23 protein-coding genes are annotated in these 24,435 nt (G+C 53.8%); 7 read left to right on the forward strand and 16 right to left on the reverse strand.

Annotation, left to right across the window (positions count from 1 at the left end):
- Positions 1–25: 25 nt before the first annotated feature.
- Entirely contained in the window at positions 26–562 is a 537-nt protein-coding gene (locus OOJ60_RS01470) for a fimbrial protein (RefSeq protein WP_042285070.1), read from the reverse strand.
- Positions 563–814: 252 nt separating this feature from the next.
- Between OOJ60_RS01470 and ybiB the strand changes: the two genes are divergently transcribed.
- The gene (gene ybiB / locus OOJ60_RS01475; RefSeq protein ID WP_205611800.1) at positions 815–1,783 is read left to right on the forward strand and encodes a DNA-binding protein YbiB; all 969 of its coding nucleotides are present in this window, start codon (positions 815–817) and stop codon (positions 1,781–1,783) included.
- Positions 1,784–1,899: 116 nt separating this feature from the next.
- On the opposite strand, the gene ybiJ is transcribed toward ybiB, so the two are convergent.
- The 3 genes from ybiJ to mcbA form a co-directional block, all read right to left on the reverse strand.
- Entirely contained in the window at positions 1,900–2,160 is a 261-nt protein-coding gene (gene ybiJ, locus OOJ60_RS01480; RefSeq protein WP_042285065.1) for a DUF1471 family protein YbiJ, read from the reverse strand.
- 285 nt (positions 2,161–2,445) lie between these two features.
- On the reverse strand, positions 2,446–2,712 hold the full coding sequence (locus OOJ60_RS01485; protein ID WP_042285063.1) for a DksA/TraR family C4-type zinc finger protein: 267 nt from the start codon (positions 2,710–2,712) through the stop codon (positions 2,446–2,448).
- Positions 2,713–2,824: 112 nt separating this feature from the next.
- Positions 2,825–3,085, reverse strand: coding sequence for a DUF1471 family periplasmic protein McbA (gene mcbA, locus OOJ60_RS01490; protein ID WP_042285061.1), 261 nt, complete (start codon positions 3,083–3,085; stop codon positions 2,825–2,827).
- A gap of 284 nt (positions 3,086–3,369) precedes the next feature.
- Here mcbA and rlmF point away from each other — a divergent pair, with 284 nt between their 5' ends.
- Positions 3,370–4,296 carry a 23S rRNA (adenine(1618)-N(6))-methyltransferase RlmF gene (rlmF, locus tag OOJ60_RS01495; protein ID WP_042285059.1) on the forward strand — a complete coding sequence of 309 codons (927 nt, stop codon included), beginning with the start codon at positions 3,370–3,372 and terminating at the stop codon, positions 4,294–4,296.
- On the opposite strand, the gene ybiO is transcribed toward rlmF, so the two are convergent.
- The 6 genes from ybiO to rhtA form a co-directional block, all read right to left on the reverse strand.
- Positions 4,293–6,533, reverse strand: a complete 2,241-nt coding sequence (gene ybiO, locus OOJ60_RS01500) for a mechanosensitive channel protein (protein WP_205611801.1) — start codon at positions 6,531–6,533, stop codon at positions 4,293–4,295. The two genes, rlmF and ybiO, sit on opposite strands and share 4 nt — an antisense overlap.
- 117 nt (positions 6,534–6,650) lie before the next feature.
- A complete protein-coding gene (gene glnQ, locus OOJ60_RS01505) occupies positions 6,651–7,373 on the reverse strand; it encodes a glutamine ABC transporter ATP-binding protein GlnQ (RefSeq protein ID WP_042285053.1) in 723 nt (240 codons plus the stop codon).
- The gene (gene glnP, locus OOJ60_RS01510) at positions 7,370–8,029 is read right to left on the reverse strand and encodes a glutamine ABC transporter permease GlnP (protein ID WP_042285051.1); all 660 of its coding nucleotides are present in this window, start codon (positions 8,027–8,029) and stop codon (positions 7,370–7,372) included. The genes glnQ and glnP overlap by 4 nt, the downstream gene beginning before the upstream one ends.
- A 105-nt stretch (positions 8,030–8,134) precedes the next feature.
- Entirely contained in the window at positions 8,135–8,881 is a 747-nt protein-coding gene (glnH, locus tag OOJ60_RS01515; protein ID WP_042285049.1) for a glutamine ABC transporter substrate-binding protein GlnH, read from the reverse strand.
- 364 nt (positions 8,882–9,245) lie between these two features.
- A complete protein-coding gene (dps, locus tag OOJ60_RS01520; RefSeq protein WP_042285046.1) occupies positions 9,246–9,749 on the reverse strand; it encodes a DNA starvation/stationary phase protection protein Dps in 504 nt (167 codons plus the stop codon).
- Between the two features lie 309 nt (positions 9,750–10,058).
- On the reverse strand, positions 10,059–10,946 hold the full coding sequence (gene rhtA / locus OOJ60_RS01525; protein WP_205611802.1) for a threonine/homoserine exporter RhtA: 888 nt from the start codon (positions 10,944–10,946) through the stop codon (positions 10,059–10,061).
- Between the two features lie 412 nt (positions 10,947–11,358).
- Between rhtA and ompX the strand changes: the two genes are divergently transcribed.
- Positions 11,359–11,874: an outer membrane protein OmpX gene (ompX, locus tag OOJ60_RS01530; protein ID WP_042285041.1), complete on the forward strand. Its 516-nt coding sequence runs from the start codon at positions 11,359–11,361 to the stop codon at positions 11,872–11,874.
- Positions 11,875–11,932: 58 nt separating this feature from the next.
- Here ompX and OOJ60_RS01535 read toward each other — a convergent pair whose 3' ends face one another.
- Positions 11,933–13,513 (reverse strand): phosphoethanolamine transferase, encoded by a 1,581-nt coding sequence (locus tag OOJ60_RS01535; protein ID WP_205611803.1) that lies wholly within the window; start codon positions 13,511–13,513, stop codon positions 11,933–11,935.
- Between the two features lie 277 nt (positions 13,514–13,790).
- Entirely contained in the window at positions 13,791–13,919 is a 129-nt protein-coding gene (gene mntS / locus OOJ60_RS01540) for a manganase accumulation protein MntS (protein ID WP_072014953.1), read from the reverse strand.
- A gap of 186 nt (positions 13,920–14,105) precedes the next feature.
- On the opposite strand from mntS, the gene mntR reads away from it, so the two are divergent.
- A complete protein-coding gene (gene mntR, locus OOJ60_RS01545) occupies positions 14,106–14,579 on the forward strand; it encodes a manganese-binding transcriptional regulator MntR (protein WP_042285036.1) in 474 nt (157 codons plus the stop codon).
- Entirely contained in the window at positions 14,576–15,685 is a 1,110-nt protein-coding gene (locus OOJ60_RS01550; RefSeq protein WP_060569902.1) for an anion transporter, read from the forward strand. The genes mntR and OOJ60_RS01550 overlap by 4 nt, the downstream gene beginning before the upstream one ends.
- 101 nt (positions 15,686–15,786) lie before the next feature.
- Here the strand turns inward: OOJ60_RS01550 and ldtB are convergent, their stop codons facing one another.
- A complete protein-coding gene (gene ldtB, locus OOJ60_RS01555; RefSeq protein WP_042285033.1) occupies positions 15,787–16,707 on the reverse strand; it encodes a L,D-transpeptidase in 921 nt (306 codons plus the stop codon).
- A gap of 218 nt (positions 16,708–16,925) precedes the next feature.
- Between ldtB and OOJ60_RS01560 the strand changes: the two genes are divergently transcribed.
- Entirely contained in the window at positions 16,926–18,518 is a 1,593-nt protein-coding gene (locus OOJ60_RS01560) for an ABC-F family ATPase (protein WP_042285031.1), read from the forward strand.
- A 181-nt stretch (positions 18,519–18,699) separates the two neighbouring features.
- Entirely contained in the window at positions 18,700–19,554 is an 855-nt protein-coding gene (locus OOJ60_RS01565; RefSeq protein WP_205612138.1) for a hypothetical protein, read from the forward strand.
- Positions 19,555–19,609: 55 nt separating this feature from the next.
- On the opposite strand, the gene OOJ60_RS01570 is transcribed toward OOJ60_RS01565, so the two are convergent.
- The 3 genes from OOJ60_RS01570 to OOJ60_RS01580 all read right to left on the reverse strand — a co-directional run bounded on the left by OOJ60_RS01570 (position 19,610) and on the right by OOJ60_RS01580 (position 24,435).
- Entirely contained in the window at positions 19,610–20,872 is a 1,263-nt protein-coding gene (locus OOJ60_RS01570; protein WP_205611804.1) for a DUF1479 domain-containing protein, read from the reverse strand.
- Between the two features lie 142 nt (positions 20,873–21,014).
- Complete coding sequence (locus OOJ60_RS01575) at positions 21,015–21,830, reverse strand: Cof-type HAD-IIB family hydrolase (protein ID WP_205611805.1); 816 nt, start codon at positions 21,828–21,830, stop codon at positions 21,015–21,017.
- Between the two features lie 172 nt (positions 21,831–22,002).
- Positions 22,003–24,435, reverse strand: a complete 2,433-nt coding sequence (locus tag OOJ60_RS01580; protein WP_205611806.1) for a formate C-acetyltransferase/glycerol dehydratase family glycyl radical enzyme — start codon at positions 24,433–24,435, stop codon at positions 22,003–22,005.

The raw sequence follows: 24,435 nt of genomic DNA on the forward strand, positions 1-24,435 counted from the left end.
ACGCGACTCCTCTGGATGGGGAATATCAGTTATAGATAACAGTGAAGGTTGAAACGGAATTAGCCGGACCTGCGGTTATAGCCGCCTGAGTCTGGATATAGCGTGCGGCAAACTCCAGATCGTTGACCGAGCTTCCTGACATTAACGGATATTCGCGGGAAGGCGTGTATAAACTCACCGGTTGCTCAGCCGAATCGAGCAACTGGATGGCCACGCCCGTTGCAGCATCGGCGCCCGGGGTGATTGCCAGCGAGCGATTGTCGTTTGCATCCGGCGTTCCGCCGAAATTAATGGCGGCAGACGTGACAGTCTCCGGACAACCCGTCAGTTGAATATCAAACTTTGTTGCCGTGCTGGTGGAGCCAGCACCGGTAAATACCGTTTTTGACACCTTACCTAACTGCACATTTAACGGGTTGCTCAACCCGTTCACAACCTGACAGGCGGAATCCACGATTTCGCCGGTAAAGTTAATTTGTCCTTCGCCATTGGTTGCGGCAAATGCCGATGCAGTGCATCCAACCGTTGCCGCGAACACTAAGCCTAAAGCCACCTTGTTCATAATCATTCCTGGTATTCTCTGGGTAAAACGTTGCCTGGACGTTGTTACCGATAGTCCTCACTATTGATGCGTTGGATATTTAAGCAGAATGAGGGGAAGGAAGATTGTGTAGAGATAATCACAAATATTTGAACTTGCGCTTGCATTTGTAGAACTTTTTCAAAAACAGATGATTGGGCAGCGCGATAAAAAGCTATCAGCCGTCTCGGGTTAAGGGCTATATTGTTAAAAAAATGTCACAGGGGAGACATCATGGATTATCGCAGCATCATTAAAGAGATAGGCCGGGGGAAAAATCACGCCCGCGATCTGGATCAGGACACGGCGCGCGGCCTGTATAGTCGGATGCTAAACGGCGAAGTGCCTGAGCTGGAAATGGGCGGTATTCTGATCGCGCTGCGCATCAAAGGGGAAGGTGAGGCGGAAATGCGCGGATTCTATGAGGCCATGCAGCATCATACGATTACGCTCACCCCGCCCGTTGCGAAACCGATGCCGATTGTTATTCCTAGCTATAACGGCGCGCGTAAACAGGCCAATCTGACGCCGCTGCTGGCGATACTGTTGCATAAACTGGGCTTCCCGGTGGTGGTTCACGGCGTCAGTGAAGATCCCACGCGTGTCCTGACGGAAACGATTTTCGAACTGATGGGCATTCCGCCGACGCGTCATGCCGGGCAGGCGCAGGCAAAACTGGATGGTCACCAGCCGGTATTTATTCCGGTCGGGGCGCTGTGCCCGCCGCTGGAAACGCAGCTGGCGATGCGCTGGCGCTTAGGCGTTCGCAACAGCGCGCATACTCTTGCCAAGCTGGCAACGCCGTTCGCTGAAGACGCCGCGTTGCGTCTTTCCAGCGTCTCCCATCCCGAATATGTCCCCCGTGTGGCGAAGTTCTTCAGCGACATCGGCGGTCGCGGCCTGTTGATGCACGGTACGGAAGGGGAAGTGTATGCGAATCCGCAGCGCTGTCCGCAAATCAGCCTGATAGACGGCAGCGGCATTCGGGTGTTGCAGGAGCGCCAAAGCGATATCCCGGACGCGCCGGTGCCGCTGCCTGCGGCAAAAGATCCGCAAACTACCGCGCGCTGGATCGAACGTTGTCTTGCCGGAAGTGAACCGGTTCCGGCGTCAATAAAGCGCCAGATGGCGTGCTGTCTGGTGGCGACCTCTGACGTTGAAACGCTGGAAGAAGGCCTGGCTCGGGTGAATCAGTCGTTTTAAGCGATGGCGAAAACGGATAAAAAAAAGCCCGTTCAGTGGCGGACGGGCAAACAAGGGTAACAATGGTTCAATGAGGGTTGGAGCAGTGTGTCTGTCGGCAAACAGACGGGGTGAAATTATTTATAGATAACAGCGGTGCCGCTCATTTTGTTGTTGTTGGTGGCAGAGGTAATGCTGTATCCGCTGGCGCCCGCAGCGGTCGCTTTTTCAGCCAGTTTCGCTTCCAGACCGTCCAGCGTGGTTGCGCCATCCGCAGACACTACACCGATTTTATTCATGCTTTGCGCCTGTGCAGCAGTAACGGGTTCGGCCGCGAAGGCGCCAAAAGAGAGTGTGGACAGGGCAACAGCAGCAATAGCGTATTTGATGTTTTTCATTATTAATCTCTCGCAGGTTATTCTTTAAGGAAGACGATGTTCCGTCGATGTGATGAGTATCACGGTTTTTGGCGAGAGAGAAAATCGAATAGAATTGACCGCCTTCATCAAATAAATTGAATGAAAAATAACTTATTGATTATTAATTAATTCATAGCATGAATTTACGCTTCTTCGCAGTCGGCTTTACAGTAGCGTGATTAACGGCACGTTTTGCCACGCAGACTGCGTTTTAACGTGAGTGTAAGCGAAACGGCAAATTCTACAGATCCAGGTAAAGAAAAGTCAGCGTAACTGGCTGTCTTTGGAGCCTCTGCGATTATATCCTGCATATGTTGCATTATGTAAATCTTTCTCCCGTTGACAGGCGAGGCATAGCCGCACGCCGGGTATCGCCTGGCGTCGTGCTTCAGGGATGGGATCACCGCATTCTGCACATTCATACAGACTATCACCACGCGGAATTTCACCGCGTACGCGGGCAACGGCATCTTCAATCGTACTGTTGATCTGTTCGTTTACGGCGTCATCATTAGCCCAACCGGAGGCCATAGCGTGTTCTCCTTATGATAGATGGATAATTAAGTATAACGGGTCTGCGGATTCGCAGGGTATCAGCCCGAAAGACGCATGCGCCATCGGGCCGGAGAAGATAAATGGAAGGTTATTTATAGATCGTGGCCGTGCCATACATCTGATTTTTACCGCCTGCGGAATTAACGACGAAGCCGGTTGCGCCTTGCTCCTTCGCTTTTTCCGCCAGTTTGTCTTCCAGTTCGCTCAGGTTGGTTGCGCCGGTGGCGGAAACGGTGCCCGATGCGCGCAACTGTCCGGCATCCGGACTGCTCAGAGGCTGTGCGGCTGACGCCGCGGACGCTATACCGGCAAACGCGGTGGCGAGGAGGAAGGCGAGGCATTTTTTCATGATGCGCTCCTTGGTGAAACAACGTGTTGTGCCTCCTAAGTGTAGGTCGCCGCAGTCGCGGCAACAGCGGAAAAAATTGATGAAGATATGCTCAATTTTTGAACGATAATAATTGACGCATTTTTACAAATCAATGACATACATCATGCTGATTTTCTGAGGATTTGAGCGCAGCCCGTCACAGGACGACGCTGATCAGGTCCTTTGAACGGGTTTTCGCTTTGCACAGGTTTACCACATTGCGTTATGCGGGTATCTTACGCCGCTGTTAAAAGGAGAAAGCTATGGCCCCCCAGAAACCGGGATTACACCCGCGTAACCGTCACCACAGTCGCTACGATCTGACCGCGCTCTGTAAAGTCACGCCTGAGCTGACGCAGTTTCTGACCCGAACACCCGCGGGCGAACAAAGCGTCGATTTCGCCAATCCGCAGGCGGTCAAAGCGTTGAATAAAGCGCTGCTGGCCCATTACTACGGGGTGGCGAACTGGGATATCCCTGACGGTTTTTTATGCCCACCGGTACCGGGACGGGCGGATTACATCCATCACCTGGCCGATCTGCTGGCTGAAACCACGGGCAGCGTTCCCTCATCGGCCACGCTGCTTGATATCGGCGTGGGGGCAAACTGTATTTATCCGCTGATTGGCGTTCATGAATACGGCTGGCGCTTTACCGGTAGCGAGACCAACGATCGCGCCTTTGCCAGCGCACAGGCGATTATCAACGGCAACCCCGGACTGACGCGCGCAATACGTTTGCGTCGGCAGAAAACCGCTTCGGCTGTCTTTAACGGCGTTATCCATAAAAACGAGCAATACGATGCGACGCTGTGCAATCCGCCATTCCATGACTCTGCCGCCGCCGCGCGTGCGGGTAGTGAGCGTAAACGGCGTAACCTGGGACAGGATAAAGACGACGCGCTGAACTTTGGCGGCCAGCAGCAGGAGCTGTGGTGTGAGGGGGGCGAAGTGGCGTTTATTAAAACCATGATTGCCGAAAGCCGGGCTTTTGGACGCCAGGTGATGTGGTTTACCACACTGGTGTCACGGGGGGAAAATCTGCCGCCGCTGTATCGGGCGCTGACGGATGTCGGCGCCGTCAGGGTGGTGAAAAAAGAGATGGCCCAGGGCAATAAGCAGAGTCGCTTTATCGCCTGGACCTTTATGGACGATGACCAGCGCCGCCGTTTTAACGCGCGTCAACGCTAAAGCGTCGGGGCGTTTGGCGGTAGCGGCGCGGAAGCGGTTTCTGCCGCCGGCGACATCGTCGGCGCAGGCAGGACCTGATACGTCTGCACCGGCGGGCGCACCCCGGCCAGGTCGAAATGTTTTTTCACCTGGCTGTCCAGCGCGAAGCGGACCGTCCACTGTTTTAGCGGCAGGGTCGTGAACGACACGCGCAGCGTAAAGGCGGTGTTGGTCAGCCCTACGATACCGGCAAAGGTCGGCTCACCGATGATCAGGCCCCGCACCTCCTCATTTTCCATCACCGCGTTAACCGCGTCTTTCAACGCCTGATTGGCTTTGTCGGCATCTTCCTGACGGTCCACGTCGTAGTTCGCCACCACCGAACCAATGCCGCGCACAAAGTTGGCGAAGGTCGTGATCGAGGACCAGGGAATAATATGATATGCCCCGGTGTCCTGCCGCACGCCAACCGAACGAATTGACATCCGCTCAACCGTTCCGGTCAGCGGCCCGATGGTGACCAGATCGCCGGTATTCATGCCATTTTCGAACTGGATAAACACGCCGGTAATAATATCTTTGACCAGCGTTTGCGACCCGAACGAAATCGCCAGTCCCAGCGCGCCGGCGCCTGCCAGCAGCGGAGCGATATTCACCCCGATCTCTGAAAGCACAATCATAATGGTGATGGTGCTGATGATCACCGCCAGCGCATTGCGAAACAGCGTCAGCAGCGTGCGGGTGCGCGCACTGGGTAACGGACGACCATGAATATCGGAGGCCAGACGGTTTTCGATTAGGCTGGCGAGAACGGTCCAGCCCACCGCCGAGAAGAACAGGATCAGCGCGATACGGATCAGGATATCCACCGTCTTTTCACCCGCGCCGTTGTGCAGCCAGTTCCAGAAGTCGAACAGTCCCCAGGCATTCAGCAACAGCATAATGGCGACGCACACCGTCAGGAAACGCGCCACTTTAAGCGCGGTGGACAGCCAGCCGTTCAGGCGCTTTTGCAGTTCAGGATAATTTCGCTGCGTGTGTGGAGAGAGGGTAATAGTTTTGGCGATCCAGCGAGAGAACATCCCCGACACGAAAGCGGCAATGGCGATGATGGCCAGACTGCGCACCGTTGCGCCCATCATAAATTTCAGGCTGTTCCCCGGATCGAACAGCGAAAAGAAAAACAGGACGATGAAATAGGCGCTTGCCAGCCAGTGCCACACCAGCGCAAAAGCGCGAATAAACAGGCTAAAAAAGGCCAGCGAACGATCGGCCAGGTTCAGCAGATGCCCGGTGATATCCTTTTTATTATGAAAGATCAGATACAGCGCCCACAGCGTTATGCACAGCATGATCGCCACGTTCGCCATCGCGCCGACCTGCACGTTGACCTGATTAGAAATAATGGGAACGGCGACGATCAGCCCATAGCCAATCAAACTGCTCAACGAGCTTAACCGGCGGTTCCAGTACCGGGCATTGCTGTCCTGAATTGAAAACGGACGCAGCTCCGCCACTTTCGGGCAGAAGATCAGACGCAGTATCGCTTTAAAAAACTCAATCAGGGCAAAGGCATTGAGAAACAGACTCTGCTGAAACGCAATGGTGCGGCTTCCGGCGTTTAGCCTGTCGCTCAGTAACTGCCCGACAAATAGCGTCAGCGCCAGCAGCAGCAGATCGATAATAAAAGCCCCGACGATCATCGCCGGAAGCTGAAGCCAGTTGCGGCGCTCACGATTTTTCTTCCGCGCCCAGTTACCCATTTTGCGATACAGCGGAAGCGCGCACCGACGAATCAGCCAGTAAAAGCTGAACACGGCGACCGCCAGCATCAGGAAGTGGGTGAGGGCGTTGGTGAACGTCTGGCTGTTAAAGGGTTTATGCGGTGCGTCTGTGATATTACGATAAAGCTGGGCGAAGCGCCCGGCGAAGGCCGCACCGTAGCGATGACTGATGTCGGTGATATTCTCCAGCACCGTTTTTTCTTCCACAACGGCAGGAGGAACGATTTTGGGGGAGGACTCAGGCGCGGATGTTGTGGCGGCGCTGCGCAACTGGCCAATGAGTTCCTTGCGCGACGCCTCATTTTCCAGCACATCGGCCAGAGCGGCATAAGCCGCTTTTTTTTGTTCAATGTCCGGCTCGGGCGCGGGCGCAGTTTTAGCATCTGCCGCCGGGCTGGCGGTCACGCCGGGAATCGTCACCGCATGGGCGGGCGCCCCCGCCAGACAAATGAGGACAAACAGGATCCACCGCATGACTCCTCCAATGAGAAAATTGTGCAAAACAATAAGTATAGTTGCTGGAGGGATGAGGTTTGGATTTGGGAGGAGTCGTAGAAAACCTCCCCTTCGGCGCGAAAGGGAGGCGAATCGTCAGGAAACGTGCTGCAAAAATTCCTGTAGACGCTGACTTGGCGGGTTTTCAATCAGCGCCTGCGGATTGCCGTCTTCGGCAATCCGGCCTTTGTCAATGAAGATAAGACGCGAGGCCACTTTTTCGGCAAAGCCGATTTCATGGGTTACGATGACCATGGTCATGCCTTCTTCCGCCAGATCCTGCATGACTTTCAGAACCTCGTGGCGCAACTCGGGGTCAAGCGCAGAGGTCGGCTCATCAAACAGCATCATTTTCGGCTTAACCGCCAGGGCGCGGGCAATCGCCACACGCTGCTGCTGCCCGCCTGAAAGCTCAGACGGATAGTGGTGCGCGCGTTCGGCAAGGCCGACCTTCGCCAACAGCGCTTTCGCCTGTTTTTCCGCCTCTTCTTTACGGGTGCCGCGTACGCGCAGCGGGCCGAACATGACGTTTTCCAGGGCGGTCAGATGAGGAAACAGGTAAAACTGCTGGAATACCATTCCCGCTTCCTGGCGAATCAGACGCTCGTCTACCTTCGGATCGTTGACCTTCAGGCCGTCAACGATCAGATCGCCGGAGGTGATCTCCTCCAGTTTATTAATGCAGCGTAACAGCGTGGATTTTCCGGAGCCTGACGGCCCGATAATCACCACCACTTCGCCCTGTTTGATATTCAGATCGATATTATGCAGCACCTGGGTTGGGCCAAAATGCTTGGAGACGTTTTTAAATTCAATCACAGGATTTTCATCCTTCTTTCCAGACTACGAAGCACGATGTTCAAGACCTGCGTGATGATGAGGTAAATCACGCCGACAGCGGTCCAGATTTCCAGCGCGCGGAAGTTGCCGGCGATGATCTCCTGGCCGCTGCGGGTCAGCTCAGCCGCCCCAATCACGATGAACAGCGAGGTGTCTTTAATGCTGATAATTAACTGGTTGCCAAGCGATGGCAGCATGCGGCGCAGCGCCAGCGGCATAATCACGTGACGAATGGTTTCGCGACGTGAAAGCCCGAGCGCCAGCCCAGCTTCGCTGAACCCTTTGTGGATCGACAAGACCGAACCGCGGGTAATTTCCGCGATGTACGCGCCGGAGTTAATCATGATGGTGATTACCGCCGCGCTAAAGGTGTCGATGCGCAGGTCCGGGAAGGCCATCGGCAGGGCGAAGTAGATGTACATCACCTGCACGACGATAGGCGTGCCGCGAATGATTTCGATAAACACAAGGGCGACGTGATTGGCGATCCAGCCGCCGTAAGTACGGGCTAACCCCGCCAGCAGGCCAATGACGATCCCCCCGGCGAGGCCGAGGATCGAGATCCACAGGGTCATTTTGGCGCCCTGAAGCAGGATCGGAATGGCGGGCCAGATGGCGCTCCAGTCAAACTGCATATGTTATTCCTGTTACCGTGGTGAAAATAGCCGATCGTACGATGGCTAAAAGTGTAGGCCCGGCAAACGCTACCGGGCGTTACAGAGCCTGGCTCTCAGGCTGTTTTATTTCGGTTCAGTACCGAACCATTTTTTGTAAATTTCGTTGTAAGTGCCGTTCTCACGCAGGGTTTTCAGCGCGCCGTTCACTTTTTCACGCAGATCGTCACTGCCTTTCGGGAACGCGATACCGTACTGCTGCGCTTCCAGAGACTCACCGACCGCCTTGAACTGGCCATTGCCGGCGGTTTTGATGAAATAGAGGATGTTTGGCGTGTCGTGCAGAACCGCGTCCGCGCGATTGGTGCCCAGCTCCATATAGGCGTTATCGATATTCGGGAACTGGCGCAGATCTTTGGTCTTGATGTTCGCTTTCGCGTAGTCAACGGAGCCGGTGCCGCTCTTCACCGCCAGCACTTTACCGTCCAGATCTTTCACGCTTTTCACATCGTTGTTATTCGCTTTCACCATCACTAACAGGCCGCTTTTGTAGTAGCCGTCAGAGAAATCGATCGCTTTTTTACGCTCGTCGGTAATGGTGATGCCCGCCAGCGCCAGGTCGACGTTGCGGGTTTGCAGTGCCGGGATAATGCCGCTGAAATCCATCGGCTTCAGTTGATAGTCCAGCTTCAGCTCTTTCGCGACGGCAGCCCACAGATCCACATCAAAGCCAACGTATTTGTCACCCTGTTTGAATTCAAACGGAACGAACGCGGTGTCAGTCGCCACAATCAGTTTTTTTTCCGCCGCGTGAGAAGAGACGGCAAAAGCCAGGGTAAGTGCTGCCAGTGAAACGTTTAATAAAGACTTCATAGCATTTCCTTTTTTATCCACGGGGCGATCCCCTGCAAGAACAGTAAGCGTAATGAAAGATTCGTGCCAGTTTTGCAACCCCTTGTTTTAACAAGAGGCCGCAACGCAAGTTTGCACACGCAGCGTGGCAAGTGTCGCTTTTTGCACCAAAACGGGGCACTAAATGAGTGCATGACCGGAGTGGCGCTAGCAGTCTGCTTATTTAGCGTAAATATTGCTGTTAAAACAATCTTTCGTTAACGATTGTGTGAGGTGATTATTACAATAAATTTACTTTATTGCGGCAGGGAGGCCGTGTGCTGCACTATAAAAGTGCAAAACCCCCGCCGAAGCGAGGGTTGTAGAGGTCTTACTTATGACGCGATTATTCGATGTTAGATTCGATAAACCACAGGAATTTGTCGAGATCGCGTGACGCGGCGGTGAAGATATCAGCGGTGTCTTCATCCTTCGCTTCGCCAATCGCTTTACGCACGTCGTTTGCCACGACAGCATAACGATCTGCCAGCTCCTTCAGGTGATCCTGAACGGTATGGATGTCCAGCGGATAGCTTTTCAGCGGGGTTTTGCTGTTGATAACCTGAGTCGTCCCTAAGGCAACGCCACCCAGTTGTACGGCACGTTCAGCCATAGTATCCAGATGATCGGTTAACGCAGTACGGAAGCCATCCAGCATTTCGTGTACGGCAATAAAATTAGCACCGCGCATGTTCCAGTGAGCCTGTTTCGTAATCAGAGACAGGTCGATAAACTGGATAACCTGACGATTCAGCAACTCAACCGTTGCTTTCTTATCGCTGTCGGAGACATCGTTGCGGGTATAAAGCAGATTGGACGCTTTTGTTTTTACCAATTTAGCGGTACTCATAATTTCATATCCTCTTGATGTTATGTCCCGGTAATTAACGAAACTAAGTATAGCACCGGTTATCGATCCTGCTTTTCTGGCTCTCCCTATCGCTTTAATAGCGCATTGCCATGTTCATCAGGAATTGCATTGCTATTCATAATGTTGCAAATGAAAAATTATTCCGTAAGGCCATAGCGATATTAACCTGAGTCCAGGAAAATCCTTGCAAATAAACATCGGTAAAACACATAGCGCCAGGGCGGAAAATAGCGTGGGTAAGCGGAAGGATATTCTGCATGGTTATGCAAACCATGCAGAAATGTAAAATTACTTTACGTCAACTTTTTTAATTTCAGTATCGCGTCGAATCGTTAACGTTGAACCCATAGAGGCGGCAATGATAGCCCCCAGCGCCAGCAACTGGATGACGGTCAGCGTTTCGCCGAGGAACACGATGCCGGCTACCGCCGCCAGCGCGGGCTCCATGCTCATCAACGTGCCAAACGTTCGTGTCGGCAGTCGGGTTAAGGCAATCATCTCCAGGGAGTAGGGGAGCGCAGTAGACAGCACCGCGACGGCCAGTCCCAGTGGGATTATCGACCAGTGCCAGAGCGCCTCGCCAGCCTGTGCTGCGCCGAGAGGAACAAACACAATGGCGGCAATCAGCGAGCCGACCGCGACCGTTGCCGGCCCATGTTCCGCCCCGGCGCGCTGGCCGCTAAGAATATAGATAGCCCAGCAACCGCCCGCGCCCAGCGCTAACGCTGCGCCTGTCAGATCGACATGCGACACATCCTGACCCAGCGGCAGCAAAAACCACAGCCCGAGTACCGCCAGCACCACCCAGATGAAATCCACCGGACGTCGAGACGCGAACAGGGCCACGGCCAGCGGCCCCGTAAATTCCAGCGCAACCGCGATGCCGAGCGGCACCGTCTGAATCGACAGGTAAAAGAGATAATTCATCCCACCCAACGACAGCCCATAGAAAAGCAGCGGCAGCCGCTGTTCTTTCGCAAAGCGCAGACGCCAGGGTTTAAAAAAGGCAACCAGAATAAGTGTGCCCAGCGCCAGGCGCAGCGCGGTAACGCCCGGCGCGCCAACCAGAGGGAACAACGATTTTGCCAATGATGCGCCGCTCTGAATGGAGCACATCGCAATCAGCAGTACGACTATCGGCAACCAAACTGGGATTTTACGTGAAGACCCTGGCATCCTTTCTCCTGACACTGGACGGTAAAACACGCCATCGTTGAGCCTGGCAAAGAACCAGCCGCACGATGGGGCGCGTGATGTATAGAAAAGTAAAACAGGCAGTGTAATGGAATAAACCTTTAACGGTTGAGTCTTTGTTGAAAAATTTTTCGTGAAACGTCGTAGAATGAAAGGGTATTGATGAATTAATAAACTTTATGATTAGGAATAATCTGGATGAATGTCCGTTGTTATGCGCGTAATAATGTGCTGGATTTCCAGAAAAGTGATGTTATTTGAATAGGATAGCGGGTTGTGGAAATGTTTTGTTACATGAATTGACCCGTTAGACATCGCGAATCGCAAAGAGTTTCTCATCAATTTTTGATATATTTAAAACTTAGGACTTATTTGAAGCACATTTGAGGTGGTTATGAAAAAAATTGCATGTCTTTCAGCACTGGCCGCTGTTCTGGCTTTCACTGCAGGTACCGCTTCTGCAGCAACTTCTACTGTTACCGGCGGTTACGCACAGAGCGATGCTCAGGGCGTAGCGAACAAAATGAACGGTTTCAACCTGAAGTATCGTTATGAGCAGGACAACAACCCGCTGGGCGTAATCGGTTCCTTCACTTACTCTGAAAAAGATCGTACTAACAGTGCGGGCGATTACAACAAATCCCAGTACTACAGCATCACCGCGGGTCCGGCTTACCGTCTGAACGACTGGGCAAGCATCTACGGTGTTGTGGGTGTTGGCTACGGTAAATTCCAGCAGACTAACTACCCTGGCTACAAAGATGACACCAGCGACTACGGCTTCACCTACGGTGCTGGCCTGCAGTTCAACCCGATCGAAAACGTAGCTCTGGACTTCTCCTACGAGCAGAGCCGTATTCGTAGCGTTGACGTTGGCACCTGGATCGCCGGCGTTGGTTACCGCTTCTAATCACTTCGGTGATATAAAAAATCCGCCTTTCGGGGCGGATTTTTTTTGCCTGTGCCGGTTACTTCGTCGAGAAAATGTCCGTCCCCAGATGGTTATAATCCACTTTCTGTAACTTGAAGTTGGTAATGTACACTGGCCCGGCCTTTTGCTCGGAGATAAAACGGTAGCGGGTTTTGATCTCCTTCGCGCGAATACCCGTCCACTGGGAGAAGAAAGCGAGAAAGTCGTTAGCCGAGCGCCGCGCTTTAATCACCTTATGCGCTTTGTCATCGCTGGAAAGCACCATAAACGGCACCTGAAAGTTTTGCTGGAACGCATCATCGTGCGCCAGATACTGCACCTCTTTTCCGCGTTCCTTAAAGGCCAGTCCGTGATCGGAGAAATACACCAGCGAGAAACTGTCGCCGCTGTTGCGCAGTTGATCGTAGAGTTGACGAAGCAGGTCGTCGGTCTGCGTCATGGTATAAAGGTAGCAGGAGGTCTCTTTCGACTGTACAAACGTTGCGTATTTGCCAAGTGTCCGGTCGCAGGCCTGCGGATGTGAGCCCATTAAATGCAGCACAATAAGCTGCGGCTGGGTGCGCTCGGTCGCCAGTACCTGAGCGGTCATTTTCAGCAGGGCGGTGTCCTGAGTGTTTTTATCCGCTTCGAAGTCGCCGCTTTTCAGGAACTGAACTTCGTCTGCCCGCCTGGCGATGCTGGCGATGGCGGTGTCGTACTCCCCGATTTGCCCCTGATTTGAGAACCACCAGGTCTGAAAGCCCGCGCGGTTCGCCAGCGTGACGAAGTTATCCTGGAACTGCGGTTTGTCCTCCACCACCCGATTAAGCGTAAGGCCCAGTGATTTTTGCGTGGAGCCGCTGGCGGCGACATAGTCGGTAAACAAATACCCGTTAACGCTGCTGGCAAACGGTGTGTTATCCCAATGTCCACCAAACGCGCCAAGCGCATCGCGACGGGCGCTTTCGCCTATCACCACCACGTAGGTATGATATTTCGGCTTCACGGCGGTGACGGTCCATGTATCTTTCATGCTGGCAAGTTTCGCCATGCGCGCCTGTTCGTCAATCACCTCGTTATTGTTTACGATGACGTCTTTTGCAAAGCGGAACACCGGATAACCGGTATCTTTGAGCTTAAATACCCCGCCCCAGGCCAGGTTTTGCAGCGGCGCGACAAAAAATGTGACCACGCTGAACAGCAGGCAGAGGCTGTCAAACGTGTTCCAGCGCGCCTGCACTTCCTCTTTTTTGCGACGAACGGCAATAACGCCGAGCGCAAAAATAAACACGCCAACCAGATAGCTGTACCACGGGAAGATGGTCAGTATTTCCGTTGACTCTTCCATATTGGTGGAATGCAGCGCCAGCAGTGTATTAAAGTTCGGCGCGCCGTAAGCCTGGCCAAAAGGGAAATACATCGCCGCCACCAGCGAGCAGAGGCCAATCAGTCCTTTTTGTACACGCGGCGCGGTACGCCACAGCAGAAGCAAAATGCAGGTAAAGGCCGTGGTATAGAGCAGACTAAACGGGTAGCCCAGCGCCAGGTTGATCAGCAGAGACTGTAATAAATAAAAGGCCGTCCACGGGCTCATTGCCCGGGTGCGCGTCAAAAGCGTCTCTTTGAGGGTTACATTCATATGCCACTATCTTAAAAACGCCATGTGCTCACCCTGGCGCCAAGGGTCATCGCCTGCTGAGCGTGCGTTAAGAGGGGAAGAGGTCCGCATCTGCGAGCCGCAATATAGGCAGGGCTGCAAGAAGATAGAGCCTGTGAAACAGAAGGTCAACTGGCAGTATGAAATTGTTTTGCGAAGACGTTAGCAAATCCGACAAAAAGAAGGGATATTCTGGCTGGCAGGTGAGTATAGCCGTCGAACATGACAGCAAGATGAAGCGGCGTACCGCGACGCCGCATTATTTTTTTGACGGGGTGTCCTGTTCCGGTTTGCTGCTAATCATATCGCACAGCATCGAGAGCAGCATTAACCGAACCTTAAAGGGAGAATGGCTGAACACGCTTAAGCACCTCTTGAACTCATTCATTGTGACCTCCTGACTGACCGATCCCCTCGATCCGTGAAGGGTGTCTGCATTACATACAGATATAGCACAGGCTATATTATATAGCTATTGCTAAAACGTTAATTTTTTGTGCCGGGGCAACTCTGGTTTACAATGAGCGCTCTCCAGAACGATGCGGTCAATGCGTCACAGGAATGAGGAAGCAGAATGAGTCGTCGCGCAGGTACGCCAACAACGAAAAAAGTGACGCAGTTAGTGAACGTTGAGGAACACGTCGAAGGGTTTCGCCAGGTCAGAGAGGCTCACCGTCGCGAACTGATTGACGACTATGTGGAGCTAATCTCCGATCTGATCATTGAGGTCGGCGAAGCGCGTCAGGTCGATATGGCGGCGCGTCTTGGGGTTTCCCAGCCTACGGTGGCGAAAATGCTGAAACGCCTGGCGTCGGTAGGTCTGATCGAAATGATCCCCTGGCGCGGCGTCTTTTTAACGCCGGAAGGGGAAAAGCTGGCGCAGGAAAGCCGCGAACGGCATCAAATCGTTGAAAACTTCCTGCTGGTGCTGGGGGTGAGTCCGGAGATTGCCCGGCGTGACGCGGAGGGGATGGAGCACCACGTCAGTCAGGAGACGCTGGACGCTTTTCGCGCGTTTACGCAGCAGCATGGAACAGCCTCTGAATGAACCTGCCTTTTTTTCGGGCGCTGAAACGCGACCGTTTTTTCCATCTCTTGCTCGTTGTGGGCGTGGGATTAAGTTTTTACGTGCCCTTCAGGCCGCAAAGCTGGGTCGCAGCGATTGACTGGCATACGATCGTTACCCTGAGCGGCCTGATGCTGCTTACAAAAGGCGTAGAGCTGAGCGGCTATTTCGATGTAGCAGGGCGGAAAATGACCCGACGGCTGGCGACAGAGCGCCGTCTGGCGATATTTATGGTGCTGGCCGCCGCGCTGCTTTCCACGTTTCTCACTAACGATGTCGCCTTGTTTATTGTTGTTCCGCTGACCATCACCCTTAAAAAGCTGTGCGCCATTCCGGTAAACCGACTGATTATCTTTGAAGCGCTGGCAGTCAACGCCGGTTCGCTGCTTACGCCTGTCGGCAACCCGCAAAACATCCTGATGTGGGGACGCAGCGGGCTTTCATTCGCCGCGTTTATCCTGCAGATGGCCCCGCTTGCTGCGGCGATGATGCTGACGTTGTTGGTACTATGCTGGTTCTGCTTTCCGAACAGACCGCTGGAATTTCACAGCGGAACGCGGTCGCCAGAATGGCAGCCGCGGCTGGTGTGGAGTTGTCTGGCGCTGTATCTCGTCTTTCTGACGGCGTTAGAGCTGAAACAGGCGCCTGTCGGGCTGGCGATTGTGGCGGTGGGTTTTTTGCTGCTGGCGCGTCGCGTGGTGCTGAGCGTGGACTGGACGCTGCTGTTGGTGTTTATGGCGATGTTCATAGACGTTCATTTGCTGACGCAGCTACCCCTGTTACAGGGGGCGTTAAATCATGTCAGCACGCTCTCTGAACCGGGACTGTGGCTGACGGCGATCGGCCTGTCGCAGGTTATCAGTAATGTGCCCGGCACCATCCTGCTGCTGAATTATGTGCCGCCGACGATGTTGCTGGCGTGGGCGGTGAACGTGGGCGGGTTTGGCCTGTTGCCTGGCTCGCTGGCGAATTTGATTGCCTTACGGATGGCGAATGACCGACGCATCTGGTGGCGCTTTCATCTTTATTCGCTGCCGATGCTGGTGTGGGCGGGACTGGTAGGATACGGGCTGCTGTTGGTGTTGTGATGGCCCGATGGCGTGGTGCTTATCGGGCCGACGATCTGACTCAGCAGGATGGGTAGGGCGCAAGCCGCTACCCAACGCTGGTCACTGATTAGTTCAGATGATTAGTTCAGACGAACCGGCATACCGGAGCGGTTTTCAATGGCCTGGGAGAGAACCGCCTGGTCAACGTCAGCCTGTTCGGTGATGCTCTTCACGCCCTTCGTCAGGGTGATCGGTACGATCTCTTCGCCTTCGAACTGCGCTTCGGTGGTAGACAGCGGATTATGTACCTCGATATAGCGGCTACCGTCTGGCTCGGTGGTGGCTTTGACCGGCTCATCGATAAACTGTACGCGGGTACCGACAGGCACGTTTTCGAACAGGAATTTAATGTCCTCGTTACGCAGACGTACGCAACCGTGGCTCACGCGCAGGCCGATGCCGAAGTTAGCGTTGGTGCCGTGGATCGCATACAGGCGGCCAATGTACAGCGCGTAAAGTCCCATCGGGTTATCCGGGCCAGCCGGTACGACAGCCGGCAGCGGTTCGCCCGCCGCGCGGTACTCTGCGTGCATTTTCGCGGTTGGCGTCCAGGTCGGGCCCGCTTTCTTACGTTCAACCTTCGTGGTCCAGTTGATCGGCGTATCTTTGCCTAACTGACCGATACCGATAGGCAGTACGATCACGGTATTAGTGCCTTTCGGATAGTAATACAGGCGCATTTCCGCGCTGTTAATGACGATGCCTTCATGCACGGTGTCCGGCAGGATCAACTGTTGCGGAATATTCAGCACCGTACCGCCTTTTGGCAGGAAGGTGTCCACGCCCGGGTTTGCTTCGAGCATGTTTGAAAGCCCCATCTGGTATTCAGCCGCAAAATATTCCAGCGGCTGGGTATTACCTTCCGGGATGGTGATAACCTGGTTTTGACCAATCAGACGGCTACCATCGGTTGGCAGCGGATAAGTCACGGCAGAAGCGGTACTGCAAAAGCCGACTACAGCGAGTGCCGCCGCGAAAAACGTTGTTAATTTCATATTCATGTTATGCGAGATTCAATGCCTGGCAGGCTGTTGGGTTGAGAATTCTGTAGTGTTGGGAGCGCATTATATGTGCATTCCCGCTAACAGGGAATTCGGATGTGTACGAAATCACATTTTTTTCCCCCGGTTTAACGCGTCGCCGTTTGCCGCAGGGCGGGATCTTATTGAAGACTTGTGGCATAATGCGCGGTTTGTCACATCTTCTTTAGGATACGTCCGTGTTAGTTTCCAGTAACGTCACCATGCAGTTCGGCAGTAAGCCGCTGTTCGAAAACATTTCCGTCAAGTTTGGCGGCGGCAACCGTTACGGCCTGATTGGCGCCAACGGTAGCGGTAAATCCACCTTTATGAAGATCCTCGGCGGCGATCTTGAGCCGACGCTCGGCAACGTGTCTCTCGATCCCAACGAGCGGATCGGTAAACTGCGCCAGGATCAGTTTGCCTTTGAAGAATTCACGGTGCTTGATACCGTGATCATGGGTCACGGCGAGCTGTGGGAAGTGAAGCAGGAGCGCGATCGCATTTACGCGCTGCCTGAAATGAGCGAAGAAGACGGCTACAAGGTGGCCGATCTGGAAGTGAAGTATGGCGAGATGGACGGCTATTCCGCGGAAGCGCGCGCCGGTGAACTGCTGCTCGGCGTGGGTATCCCCGTAGAACAGCACTACGGCCCGATGAGCGAAGTCGCGCCAGGCTGGAAGCTGCGCGTGCTGCTGGCGCAGGCGCTGTTCTCCGATCCGGATATTCTGCTGCTCGACGAACCGACCAACAACCTGGATATCGATACCATTCGCTGGCTGGAACAGGTGCTCAACGACCGCGATAGCACCATGATCATCATTTCGCATGACCGTCACTTCCTGAATATGGTCTGCACTCACATGGCGGATCTGGACTACGGCGAACTGCGCGTATATCCCGGCAACTACGATGAGTATATGACCGCCGCGACCCAGGCGCGTGAACGCCTGCTCGCCGATAATGCCAAGAAAAAAGCGCAAATTGCCGAGCTGCAGTCTTTTGTCAGCCGCTTTAGCGCTAACGCGTCAAAGTCACGTCAGGCCACGTCCCGCGCCCGTCAGATTGATAAAATCAAACTCGACGAAGTCAAAGCCTCAAGCCGTCAGAACCCGTTCATCCGCTTCGAGCAGGACAAGAAACTGTTCCGTAACGCGCTGGAAGTGGAAGCCCTCAGCAAAGGGTTTGACAACGGTCCGCTGTTTAAAGGCGTTAACCTGCTTCTGGAAGTGGGCGAGAAGTTGGCGGTGCTCGGCACCAACGGCGTCGGTAAATCCACCCTGCTGAAAACGCTGGTCGGCGATCTGGAAGCGGACAACGGCACCGTGAAATGGTCTGAAAATGCGCGCATAGGGTATTACGCGCAGGATCACGAATATGAATTCGAAAACGATCTGACGGTGTTCGAATGGATGAGCCAGTGGAAACAGGAAGGCGACGATGAGCAGGCGGTGCGCAGCATTCTGGGGCGTCTGCTGTTCAGCCAGGACGATATCAAAAAGCCGGCAAAAGTGCTCTCCGGTGGCGAGAAGGGGCGGATGCTGTTTGGTAAGTTGATGATGCAGAAGCCTAATATTCTGATCATGGACGAACCGACGAACCACCTGGATATGGAGTCTATCGAGTCGCTCAATATGGCACTGGAGATGTATCAGGGCACCCTGATCTTCGTTTCCCACGACCGCGAATTCGTTAGCTCGCTGGCGACCCGCGTGCTGGAAATTACGCCGGAACGCGTCATCGACTTTAGCGGAAGTTATGAAGACTACCTTCGCAGCAAAGGTATCGAATAGTTTTCCCGTCGTCTTTCACACGACAGGCGCAGCTAATGCGCCTGTCGCGCGAAATACAGAGAAATAAATCATTAATCCCTGCTGTGGTGTTAATCTGAAAGCGTGTCACAAGTGATGAAATGTGGCCGACATTCCGGCTAAGATGCTTCCCGTTTATTTTAACAAGGACAGGGAAGAAAGAATGAATCAGCCAGTAACGGTCTCTTTAGCTACGCTTAAAACACAGTTATTAAACCTGAATGCCAACAACGACAAGCCGTTTATTCTTCAGGAAGAGGGCAATGAAATCGTTGCCACATGGAATATTGTGGATGCCAAATGGCAGGAAATTTTAGGCAAAGCAGGTCTGAAGAAACAGTACGAGCTACGGCTGTTTTTCGATGAACGTAAAAAACAGGTTCGCTATCGCGAGACATCCACCGACGTGGAATGGAATGCTAATGCTGGCGGTTTTACGTTTGGCAAGTCAGCGCATCTCGGTAAGCGACTGGAATTCACTACGGGTAGTGCCTGGGGCGTCAAAGAAGATGGCAGCGTGGGCAAAATTTATGGTTATACATTTGTCTCAACAGAAATAATGGATCCCGTCTTCGACATCGTCCGTAATGCCGGTTGGCAGGTACAGGGCATTCTGGCAGACAAGAAAAAAAGAAAATATGTTGTCGCAGGCGTCATTGGCGCAATATTGCTCGTCGTCGTGGGTATCGCTTCAATCCTCTTCGTTTCGTTGGGCGGAGTAAAAGAGGCTGCCCGTGCGGAAATCGATCTGCTGCGCAATGAGCAATATGGTGAAGCCTGGCGGGCGAGCGCCCATGCTATTCAGCGGAAAATGACGGAAGAGGAATTTATTCAGGCGACGAAAGCTATTAACTTCTCTGAAATTGACGATTATTCATTTAATAGCATTAGCGTTGCCGACAATGTCGGAACCTTGTCGGGCAAAGTCACGTTCAGGAATGGCGCGCCGGGGGTGATTACCGTCACTATGTACAAAGAAAACGAACAGTGGAAACTGGCCGGGGTTTCCGTCAATTAAAAGCGTTCCGGTTTTCTTTCTGCGGGAAGAAAACCGGAATGATTGAGGGTAAGTATTAAACCATTCCCAACGCCCGTTTGCCGTGAATATTCAAATCATTCAGCGTAAAGCGGCCTTCCCAGTTCATTTCATAATCTTCACGTGGGAAATCTCCCGGGGATGCGCCTTTCTCCAGGGCGGCTCTTACCGTGTGCGCGTACGCCAGATTCTTTTCGCACATGGGCGCGGCGGGAATATACATCACGTTTCCCCAGCCCTGCTGGTTTTCGACCGGGGCGACAGCGTGGATTACGTCGCAATGCCACCAGACGGAGTCCCCGGCTTCGAGTTGCGGAATGCTGGTCAGCGCCTCCATCAACAGCGGATGCCACTGTTCTGACACGGGCAGTACCCTGCCGGGCGCCACGCCGCACAGTTCATCGTCTGGTACATCGTCCAGCAGCGGACGCAGCAGGAGATATGCCATCGCTTCAGGAATGGGGACCACATGCAGTAAACCTTGACCCGGAAGCATATCGGACAACGCTGTCCAGCCCTGGAAGGTGCGGAAGACCGAGCATTTTGTGGTGTTATCGACGGTATATTCTTCCACGTCGGTACGGTATGCCGCATCCCACGGATCGTATTTCGCCAGATTACCGTTAAACACGTTGGCGAAGACACGCTGATAGGCCGGGAGCAGCCAGCGTTCCAGTGCGCCGGAATCGGTATGCGCGCCAAGCCCTTTCGACGTGGTTCCCGGTGGACGACGACGAATGCGGTCCGGATAAATCACGCTGACGTCCGGGTCAAACCACTGCTTACCGTCACAGGCAAATGTCCACAGCCGGTTAAGGAAAGACTGAACGTTTGCCATCTCTTCACTTTGTCGGGCCTGCATCTGCGCCTGAGACCAGTAGATCGGAAAGATCTCCGGGCGGGAGGCGGACAGCGTCCCGAAGAAGTTGTCCCCCGGACCTTTATACACGTCATCAAAGTGATTGCGGTCGAGGTAGTTGAGCATGGACTGATCCCAGTCAAGCGCCTGCTGACGAGGGAAATGGCCTTTAATTACCGCGCAACCGCGCCGTTTGATGAGTTCGCGCTGCTCTGCCGTGATCTTGCCCGCGTTGAGGTCCGTATATGTCAACTCAGGCCAGACTGCTGCTCCCCGCGCTTTAAGGTCGTTGATCTCGGCTACCCGGGTAGCGAGGGCATCACTCAATTGATTAAAGAGTCGTTGTACGTCACCCAGCTGCGCGCGCAGTTCTTTTTTCATCTGGCGGATCGCCGCTTTGTGATCGACAGGTAACGTCTCGCTTGTAAATGTAAAGGCCATAACTACCTCGCATAACTTTCATTCGAAGCTTATTTAAATTACAAATGACACTATAAGTTATAAATAGGTTAATGCAAGTTTAAAAAATTGAATGCTTAGGGTGACGCTGGAGAACCGGAGCGCAGGGCTCCGGCATGTGGGATCAGGCGTTGAAAGGGGCGGTATTATCCAGAACGGCCTGAATGACGTTTAGCGCGCCCTGATGGTTATTGTCATCGGTGCGGTAGCGGGAGAGGGCTTTGATGCTGTCGGCGGCATTGGCCATGGCAAAGGAATAGCCCGCCATTTTGAGCATTTCGGCATCGTTACCGCTGTCGCCTATCGCCACCACGTTTTTTGGCGACAGCGCCCAGCGTTTCAGCAGGCGGGAGATACCATTGGCTTTATGCAAACCCGGAATAATTAAATCAATAAAGCCAAAACCGCTGGTCACTGGCTTCATTATGCCGTCAAGCGAGGTATGTAACGCATCCATCACCAGAGGGATCTGCTCGTCCGCCAGGTTCAGCGAAAACTTGAACAGCACGTCGTCAATGTCGTGATAGTCCTTAACTGGCTTCAGGCGATGGTAATGTTTTGACATTAAAGCGACAAACTCTTCGGGGGCGTTTTCACTTACATAAGCGCTTTGCAGACCGCAGGCCACAAAGTTGAGTTGCTTATCTTTCAGCAGTTCGCCGATCACAATGCGTGATTCGTGACGGGTCAGTTCGCCATGAAAAAGCTGCTTGCCATGCTCAAACACCAGCGCGCCGTTTTCGGCCACGAAACTGATTTCATCCTTGAGTTCAGGAAAGAAAGAGATGAGCTGGTAATACTGATTGCCGCTGGCGACGACAAACTCAATATTACGTTTTTTGAGTTCCTGATACTGGGCCATAAAGCGGGTACGATCGTACTTTTTGGCGTCATCAAGAAACGTACCGTCCATATCGGTGACGATAACGTTGACTGTCATATAAGTGCTCCTGGCTCAAAACTGCGACCAGAAACATTTTAATAACAATGTGACCGAAACCACAAATTTATTTCGAATGAAAGCAACAGGCCGGAGAAGCGCAAGCCGCTCCGGCGACAGGGGGATAAGGCCGGACGGCAACGCTTAGGCGTTTTCTCCGGCCAGAAGCGCATTACAACATATGCTCGGTACGGGCGATGATATCGTCCTGCGCATCCGGTGAGAGGGCGGTAAAGAAGGCGGAATAGCCAGCCACTCGCACCACCAGATCGCGATACTGATCCGGATGTTTCTTCGCCTCCAGCAGCGTTTCACGGGAGACAATGTTGTACTGAATATGCCAGCCCTTGTGATCCTCAAAGAAGGTACGCAGCAGGATCATCAGCTTCTGCTTGTCGGATTCATTCTCCAGCGTGGCTGGATTCAGCTTCTGGTTCAGCAATACGCCGCCAAGAATCGAACCGGTCGGCAGCTTACCGACGGAGCCAATCACCGCGGTTGGCCCAAGGTGGTCGGTACCGGAGGCCGGGCTTGCCCCTTCCGCCAGCGGCGTATGGGCTTTTCGGCCATCCGGAGTTGCCATCGTCGCCGCGCCAAACGGCACATTTGCGGAAATAGATGACGTCCCTGCGTAATAGTTTCCGCCAACCGGCCCGCGTCCATAGCGTGGGTTATGGTATTGCTTCAGTTCGTCGATATAGGTCTGATAGGCGCGTGCCAGCAGGGTATCGACGGAATCATCATCGTTACCGTATTTCGGCGCGCCGTTGATTAAACGCTGGCGCAGTTGCTCGTGGGTCAGGCCATCGAAATCCGCCGCCAGCGCCGCCGCCAACTGTTGTTGACCTATAGCGCCTTGTTCAAACACCAGTTTTTTCACCGCCGCCAGGCTGTTGCCGAGGTTGGCAATGCCCACCTGTAAACCGGACACCCAGTCATACTTCGCGCCGCCCTGCTTGATGCTTTTCGCGCGTTCGATACAGTCATCCACCAGCGCTGAACAGAGGATATCGTGCACATTCTCCTCCAGCATGGTGTCGACAACGTACTCAATTTCGATCGATTTACGCGTGTAGTAACGAATCTGGGTATCCCAGGCCGCCAACACGTCGTCGAAATCCGTGAAGTTACCGGCAGAGAGCGCTTTTTCCTGCGGCAGGAACACCTTGCCGCTGGTGGCGTCGCGGCCGCCTTCCAGCGCCGCCAGCATGACGCGGGCAAAATTGATGAAGCTCATTCCGGTGCAGCGATAGCCCCATTTGCCGCCAACGGCGGTTTCGATGCAGCCAATCGCCGCGTAATCGTAGGCGTCCTGCGGTTCAATACCGAGCTTAATGAATTCAGGAATGACAATTTCATCATTGTTAAAGGCGGGCATCCCGAATCCGCAGCGGATCACCTGCACGCAGGCATCGAGGAAGTCGTTGCTCATACCGGCGTGATAACGCACGCTCAGATTCGGCTGGGTAGAGCGCAGACGACCGCAGGATTCCAGAATGGCATAAGAGAGCGGGTTCACCGCATCCATCGGCTGGCCGTTAACCAGATTCTGACCGCCAATGGTCACGTTCTGGTACAGCGGGCTGCCCGCCGAGGCTTTAGAGTGCGAGCCGGAGCGGATCTTGTTCACCTCCAGCAGCTTGAGCCAGCAACTGTGCAGCAGCTCGATGGCATGCTCGCGATCCAGGCTCTGGTCCAGCTCCACGTCGCGGCGGTAATACGGATAAAGGTACTGATCCATACGGCCAAACGAGACGGAGTGACCGTTAGACTCAATTTGCAGAATCAGTTGAATGAAGTAGCACAGCTGGAGCGCCTGCCAGAACGTTTGCGGCGGCTGATGGGCGATGACGTCGCAGTTCTCCGCCATCGTCAGTAGCTCCGTGCGGCGGCTCTCGCGGGTTTCTTCACTGGCCATTTTACGCGCCAGCTCAGCGAAACGCGCGATATGATCGCTGACGGCAACCAGCACGATATCAATGGCTTTCAGGAACTGTTCGCCGTGCAGATCGTCAAGGACGGTGAGGTTAATGCGTGAACGACGTTCCGCCACTTTGTCACGCAGACCGTCGAGCCCTTTTTCCAGAAGCAGCGGGAAATTCACCGCCAGATGCGCGTCGCCGGAGGTCATATTGCCTTCGGCTTTAATGATGCCGGTTTCCAGCAGCGCTTTTTGTTCATCGGTAAACATCCCGTAGCAGCGATCCTGTACGGTCTGGCCTCGCCACCACGGGCAGACTTCATGCAGCACGCGCTTATTCTCTTCGTTGACTGCAAAGCCCGCGCCCGGTCTGTCCGCCAGGTCGTCAATTTCTTTTTCAATCCATGAGACGGTATATTCCGGGAAGATCGGCGCGGCGCGCACTTCGCTCGCCTGGTTGCCGATGATCAGCTCGTCGTGCTTGATCCAGATGGTGCGTTCCGCCAGGTGGTGCGCCAGCGCCAGCGCGCGGCGTACCGGAATCGGTTTGTCGAGATGCTGTTTGTACATTTCGGTATAGTGCTGTGCGCGTTCGGTACATACCGGCGGTTTAACGATATGCACCAGCGCGGTTTTGTGCGCTTTAATGCGTTCGCTGAGCGTGTCCAGTTTCAGTTGCGTCAT

It is taken from the genome of Citrobacter sp. R4 (assembly GCF_026719175.1).
Lineage (GTDB): Bacteria > Pseudomonadota > Gammaproteobacteria > Enterobacterales > Enterobacteriaceae > Citrobacter_A > Citrobacter_A sedlakii.